The sequence below is a fragment of the Pseudomonas sp. UMAB-40 genome, assembly GCF_900095275.1.
Classification (GTDB): domain Bacteria; phylum Pseudomonadota; class Gammaproteobacteria; order Pseudomonadales; family Pseudomonadaceae; genus Aquipseudomonas; species Aquipseudomonas mandelii_B.
Window position 1 is genome coordinate 150,624 of record NZ_LT607555.1, and the last position, 6,579, is coordinate 157,202.

At 55.8% G+C, this 6,579-nt stretch carries 7 protein-coding genes; 6 read left to right on the plus strand and 1 reads right to left on the minus strand.

The window, feature by feature from the left end; all coding sequences use genetic code 11:
- Positions 1–41 precede the first annotated feature (41 nt).
- Together K0F88_RS08950 and K0F88_RS08955 are read left to right on the plus strand one after the other, a co-directional pair.
- A complete protein-coding gene (locus K0F88_RS08950; RefSeq protein WP_255142999.1) occupies positions 42–806 on the plus strand; it encodes an alpha/beta hydrolase in 765 nt (254 codons plus the stop codon).
- Positions 807–978: 172 nt separating this feature from the next.
- Positions 979–1,875 carry a bestrophin family protein gene (locus K0F88_RS08955; RefSeq protein ID WP_219094855.1) on the plus strand — a complete coding sequence of 299 codons (897 nt, stop codon included), beginning with the start codon at positions 979–981 and terminating at the stop codon, positions 1,873–1,875.
- A 10-nt stretch (positions 1,876–1,885) separates the two neighbouring features.
- On the opposite strand, the gene K0F88_RS08960 is transcribed toward K0F88_RS08955, so the two are convergent.
- Positions 1,886–2,863 (minus strand): NAD-dependent epimerase, encoded by a 978-nt coding sequence (locus K0F88_RS08960; RefSeq protein WP_219094856.1) that lies wholly within the window; start codon positions 2,861–2,863, stop codon positions 1,886–1,888.
- A gap of 610 nt (positions 2,864–3,473) precedes the next feature.
- On the opposite strand from K0F88_RS08960, the gene rfaH reads away from it, so the two are divergent.
- From rfaH to K0F88_RS32285, 4 genes are all read left to right on the plus strand, one after another.
- The gene (gene rfaH / locus K0F88_RS08965; RefSeq protein ID WP_219094857.1) at positions 3,474–4,010 is read left to right on the plus strand and encodes a transcription/translation regulatory transformer protein RfaH; all 537 of its coding nucleotides are present in this window, start codon (positions 3,474–3,476) and stop codon (positions 4,008–4,010) included.
- A gap of 27 nt (positions 4,011–4,037) precedes the next feature.
- Positions 4,038–5,198, plus strand: coding sequence for an outer membrane beta-barrel protein (locus K0F88_RS08970; protein ID WP_219094858.1), 1,161 nt, complete (start codon positions 4,038–4,040; stop codon positions 5,196–5,198).
- 12 nt (positions 5,199–5,210) lie between these two features.
- Positions 5,211–5,744 (plus strand): polysaccharide biosynthesis/export family protein, encoded by a 534-nt coding sequence (locus K0F88_RS08975; protein WP_219094859.1) that lies wholly within the window; start codon positions 5,211–5,213, stop codon positions 5,742–5,744.
- A 2-nt stretch (positions 5,745–5,746) separates the two neighbouring features.
- Positions 5,747–6,579 (plus strand): Wzz/FepE/Etk N-terminal domain-containing protein (locus K0F88_RS32285; protein WP_257605209.1); only part of this gene is annotated, 833 nt, incomplete at its 3' end.

The window sequence follows — 6,579 nt, forward strand, 5'->3', positions numbered from 1 at the left end:
TCAGCCCAGAGCCGTCAATGTCGCCCACTAAAGTTAGCCGAATGCCACGAACCCTGGTGTTAATCGTCGTCATCCTGGCCGCGTTGTACCTGGCGCTCTGTGCGGCGCTGTTCGTGTTTCAGCGCGCGCTCATCTACTTCCCGCAGCCCAGCGCCATCGAGACGCCCGAAACGCTGCTCAAGCTGACGGTAGTCGATGCGGACGTGCGGGTGTCGGTCAGGCCCCACGACGGGCCGAAGGCGTTGATCTATTTCGGCGGCAATGCCGAGGATGTTTCTCGCAACCTGCCCGGCTTCGCCCAGGCTTTCCCGGAGCATGCGATCTATTTGCTGCACTATCGAGGTTTCGGGGAAAGCTCCGGCTCGCCTTCGGAGGAGTCGATTCAGCGCGATGCCATGACCTTGTTTGACAAGGTCTACGACACTCATCCGCACATCGCCGTGGTCGGCCGCAGCCTCGGTTCGGGGGTCGCCGTGCGTCTCGCCAGCCAGCGGCCGGCCTCGAGCCTGATCCTGATTACGCCCTACAACAGCCTGGAAGACCTCGCCGTGCGTCAGTTCCCGTGGTTTCCGGTGAAGTGGTTGCTTCAGGAGCGCTTTGAATCATGGAAGTACGCGGCGCACATCACGATACCGACGCTGCTGATCGCGGCGGAGCACGACGAAGTCATACCGCGTTCAAGCACCGAGCAGCTCTACACGCATTTCGCCAAAGGCGTGGCCACGCTGCGGGTCATACCGGGGGTGGGCCACAATTCCATTTCCGAGAGTCCCGAATACCTGAAATTACTTGGCGATGCGCTGTGAACAACGCCTGTCTACGACCTGTCGCCGTAAAAGTGTGGGTCATAGAGCCCATCGATCACTCGGTCGGCAACGTGATTGGACGGACTGCTTACGGGCTCTTAGCCTGCGCCCGCCCTGACTGTGTTGCACATCGAACACCTGAATCACCCGTTATCTGCGCAGGCGGAACACCATGATCGTCAGACCCAAACCGAACTTCCTCAACATCATGAGTGCGATCAAGGGCTCGATCGCGAAAAAGATCGCCCTGCGCTGCCTGATGGTGACACTGCTCGCTTCGGGCATCGTGCTCGTCGAGACCTTGCACCCGACTTACTTCTCCAAGGTCAGTGCAACGCCCTTCACACTGCTGGGTTTGTCCCTGTCGATTTTCATGAGTTTTCGCAACAACGCCTGTTATGACCGCTGGTATGAAGGCCGCAAAGCCTGGGGCGATGTGATGGTCGCGATTCGCTCGATGATTCGCGAAACCCGGGTCATCAAGGACGAAACCGAGCGCCGGAAAATGCTTCATCATTTGTGCGGATTTGCCCATGCGTTGAACGCGAAACTGCGCCTGGAAAATCAGCGGCAGGCCAGTAGCCCCTGGCTTTACCCGGTCCCAGAGGACCACACGCCGGACTTCAGCGGGCAAATTTTGCAGCAGGTCGGCCAGCAATGTTCGACACTCAGCGAGTCCGGGGTGATCAACGAATGGCGCTACACAATCATGAGCAATCACCTGGCGCACCTGACCCAGGCCCAGGCCGTGTGTGAACGCATCAAACACACACCGCTGCCATTCGCTTACACCTTGTTGTTGCACCGGACCAGCTATCTCTTCTGCTTCTTGCTGCCCTTCGCAATGGCTGAACCGCTGGGGTGGCTGACACCGATTTTCACGGCGATTGTCAGCTACACCTTTTTCGGTCTGGATGCGATTGGTGATGAACTGGAAGACCCGTTTGGCCGCGACGAAAACGACCTGCCCATCGACGCGATCGTGCGCAACATCGAGCGGGAAATTCTTGCAGCGCTGGGAGACACACCGCCTGCGGCACTCGAACCGGTGGATTTCGTGTTGAGGTGAAACGCAAGACTCAGACCTGATAGAAGTCGCGATACCACGTCACAAACTGCTTCACGCCTGCTTCAACCTCCACGTGGGGCGAGAAGCCGACCCAGTCTGTCAGCGCTGACACATCGGCCCACGTCTTGATCACATCACCCTGTTGCATCGGCAAATAATTGCGCTGCGCTGTGATGCCCAGCGCCGTCTCCAGGCATTCGACAAAATCGAGCAACGCGACCGGTTTTCCACGCCCGATGTTGAAAATCCGGTTGACGCCATTTGCCGCCTTGTCCGGGACCGGCGGCTTCGCAAGCAAACGGGCGATGCTTTCGACAATATCGTCGACATAGGTGAAATCTCGCGCCATCTGGCCATGGTTGTAGATATCAATCGGTCGGCCCTTGAGCATCGCTTCGGTGAACGTGAACAGCGCCATGTCTGGACGTCCCCAAGGGCCGTACACGGTAAAAAAACGCAGGCCGCTGGCACGAATCCCATAGAGATGGCAGTAGCTGTGGGCAAGCAATTCATTGGCGCGCTTGCTGGCGGCGTACAGCGACACCGGTTGATCGACCGGGTCGTCGACGCTGAACGGGAGTTTGCTGTTGGCGCCATACACCGAACTGCTGGACGCATAGATCAAGTGCACAGGCCGGTAGTGGCGGCAGGCTTCGAGCACGTTCAGAAATCCCACCAGATTCGATTGCGCATACACATCGGGGTTATCCAGCGAATAACGAACCCCCGCTTGCGCCGCCAGATGCACGACCTCGGTGAACTTATTGTCTTTGAATAACGCCATCAAGGACGGCTTATCGACAATGTCCATCCTCTGAAAACGGAAGCCGTGCAATTCGCTCAGTTGCTTGAGCCGAGCGTGTTTCAATTCCACGCTGTAATACGCGTTGAGGTTGTCGATACCAACAACTTCGTGCCCTTCCAGGCACAATCGTTTGACCGTGTGATACCCGATAAAACCTGCCGCGCCAGTCACGAGAATAGTCATTATGTCGCCCCGCTTACCCAGTTACAGGCAGTTAGTTATAGCGTTGCAATTACCGTGGATCCAAGTTTCATAACTGCCCCCATCACTGGGGCACCCTTGCGGTTTTCCCGCCCTTCACGACGACTCTTTATAGCTAAAAAAGTTTAATCCGTTTGACGGAAAATAAATTGTTTTTAAAAACAACAAGTTAACCAATGCCGAATACACTATTGGATGAAAGGCATGTTTTTTGACAAGGAACGTTTGACAGCTTGTTGCGAGTGGTCAATAACTACACGGGTCTGATGAAACAGAATCCGAGTGCAGTTTGTTCTTTTATCGCTGCTTCTCAGACAACTTCTGAAGTATTTGTTTCCTGTGGCCCCTTCGTATGGACCGTGCGGTAGCTTTGTCTCCGAATAATGACTCAAGCTATATATCCAACAGACTGTCAGATATAGCGCACATTCATTATCACGCTGTTACGCCGATGTAACACTACCTGATTCATTATTGACACACATCTACGCCCCCCCCATAAAAACAACAACTCTGCCTCGCTTAATTACTTCTCGGGCCTCTATAGAGCCACTGCCTGCCTAAACTTTCGATATATACGGAGTTTACCAGCATGCCAGCAATCCCTTCCGAACGCTCTAACTGGTACCTTCTGCAGTGCAAGCCTCACCAGGATGAACGTGCGCACCTCAACCTGCTTCAACAAAACTATGTCGTATTTCACCCCCAACTGTTGAGTGAACGCCTGATTCGCGGCAAATATCAGAGGGTGCGCGAATCCCTTTTTCCCGGGTATCTGTTTATCCATCTTGGCGGTAATGACAACTGGGCGCCCATACGCTCCACTCGGGGCGTCAGTCGTTTCGTCGAATTCAATCATGGTCCTGCGACGGTGGCCGAGAACGTCATCGAGCACCTGCGTGCGCGCTGTTTCGAATCATCGATATCCCACGATGCCCCGCCCCTTACACCCGGCGACCACCTGCAAATTATCCGTGGGCCACTGTCGACACTCGAGGGGATTTTCATCACCTCACATGGGGCTGAGCGCGTCATGATCCTGATGCAGTTTCTGAATCGGGACCAGGCGATCAGCATGCCCCTAAGTGACCTCGAACGTCAGCACCCCTCGTTTCAATCCAATATCTGACTGATCGCTTATTCCAGGAGCCATGACATGGCCTTGAATTCACGCTGCCCTTTTGCACTGATCATGGCCTCTCTCTACCCTGGAATGGCCTGGAGTATTGATCCGGCACCTATTGATGTTTACGGGTTCGATTTCACACCTACCTTTCTGTTTTCAGAAAGCTATGACGATAACTTTCGAGAACTGGAGAACAACAAACAGTCCTCGATGATCACGAAGCTGGCGCCCTCTTTCGAACTCAAGGCCGAAGATCGCAACAGCGCTACCCGACTGACCTGGCAACCCACCCGCTACATTTATCACGACGAGTCGGATGCCTCGAACACCGCACAACGGGTGCGGGCGGACAGCATCATGGAGTTCACCGACCGGCACCGTCTGAAGCTCGACGCCGAATACCGCAAATGGGAGCGCACCGAGGACACGGCGGTCGACGGCATCAACGACAAGCTCAATAACAAAAGAGTCGGCGGCCTCTATACCTACGGCGCCAGGAGCGCTGACAACCAGATCGATTTTGGCGCCAGTTATGCGGAACTTCGCTATGACAACGCCGACGGCATCAATGACGACAAAGAGCGCAATACCGCAGCCCTGACCAGTACCTGGTATCACCGCATCGGTAGCAATACCCGTGGCCTGCTCGAGTACGACCACACCAATTTTGACTACCAGGAACCCAACAGCCCGCGCAGCAGTAAATCCAACGCGGTACTCGCCGGTGCCGTCTGGGACATTACCGCAAAGACCACCGGTAAAGTCCGTGTCGGTTATGAGAAAAAGGACTTCGACAGCAGCGAATCCAAAGACCTCGACAACCCCACCTGGCAAGTGGACCTGCAATGGAAACCACGCACTTATTCGACATTCACCCTTGTGGCCCGCCAGGCTCTCGCCGAGGGCGACGATGGTGCCGATGCCGTCAAGTCCACCTTCACCCAGGTCGGTTGGCGCCATGGCTGGACCGAACGGATCACCACGGTGGCACAAGCCGGGTACGGTCGTTATGTCTACGAAGGCGAAAGCCGGACCGACAACTATCAGGACTACAACCTGGCCGTGGTGTACGCGATGCGCCGCTGGCTGGACATCGAGCTCGGCTATCGATTCCGCGACAACGACTCTGATGCCGACGACGAAAGCTACACCCGCAACGTTGTTCAGATCAGCTTCAACGTCAGCCTTTAAGAGGGTTTCGACATGAACTCACGCACCCTTGGCTTATTGTTCGCACTCGTTGTTCTACCCGATACCTACGCAGCAGACCCTGATACCCAGTACAAACTGGCCGCAGGCGATGTCTTGCGCATCATCGTGTTCGGCGAGCCGGAGCTGAGCATTAAAAAGATCCGCCTCAGCGATGCCGGCACATTTTCCTATCCGTTCCTGGGTGAGATTTCCGCCAAGGGACTCACGCCCGGCCAGGTCGAAAAGATCATCGTCAACGGACTTAAACAAGGCTATCTGAACGACCCGAAAGTCAGCTTGAGCCAGATCGAATACCGCTCGTTCTACATCAACGGCGAAGTGAAAAAACCCGGCAGCTATCCCTTCATACCCGGACTGACCCTGGAAAAAGCCATCGCTCTGGGCGGTGGACTGACCGAGCGAGCCTCCATCAAACGCGTGACCATCCTGCGCGGTGATGGCGGCCCGCCCCTCACCGATGAGGTCACGCGAAACACCACGATTGCCCCCGGCGACACCATTTCCATTGCACAAGGCTTTTTCTAATCATGGACAACAGCCCTAGCACCTACGTCGAACGTCCTCTGCAAACGCATCTGCATCAGCAGTACAGCGAAGACAAGGACACCATTGATCTTCTCAAACTGTGGAGGGTGATCTGGCGCGCCAAATGGAGCATCGGATGGTTTGTCCTGGTGTGCGGTTTGCTGGCGGTCGTTGTGGTCTCGAACATCACCCCGCAATACGTCGGCAGCACCACCTTGCTGTTCAACGATAAAACCCCGCCGCTGATGTCCTTCCAGCAAGTCAAGGACTCAGGCAGCAACGCCACTGATTACTTGCAGACACAACAGGCGCTCCTGCAATCACGGGACCTTGCCGAACGAGCGGTGAAAAAACTCGAGCTGACGACCAACCCGGTCACCGATCCGCGCCAGCAATCGAAGCCATGGTTCACGCCACGCCAATGGCTGGCCGACCTGAACCTTGATCAATGGATCCCGGGAATGGGCGGCCTGTTGAAGCCGATGAAAGCTGAGCCAAGTGAAGAAGATGTCTTCAATCAGGTCACGCAGAACCTCATGCTGCACACCAGCGTCAAGTTCGTCGGCAAGAGCCAACTGCTCGAAATCGAGGTCGAGCTGCCAGACCCTGTCCTGGCGGCAGCGGCGGCCAACGCGTTGGCCCATGGCTTTACCGACAGTCAGCTCGACACCAGCGAAAAGTCCTCGCAGACCACCACCGCGTGGATGAACACACGATTGGTCAAACTGCGCGACAACCTGCGTGTTGCCGAGAAAAAGCTTCAGGGCTACCGGGAGGAACAAGGCCTGGTCGATGTCGGCGGGGTTGCCACCATCAGCGCCAACGAACTGGAAAT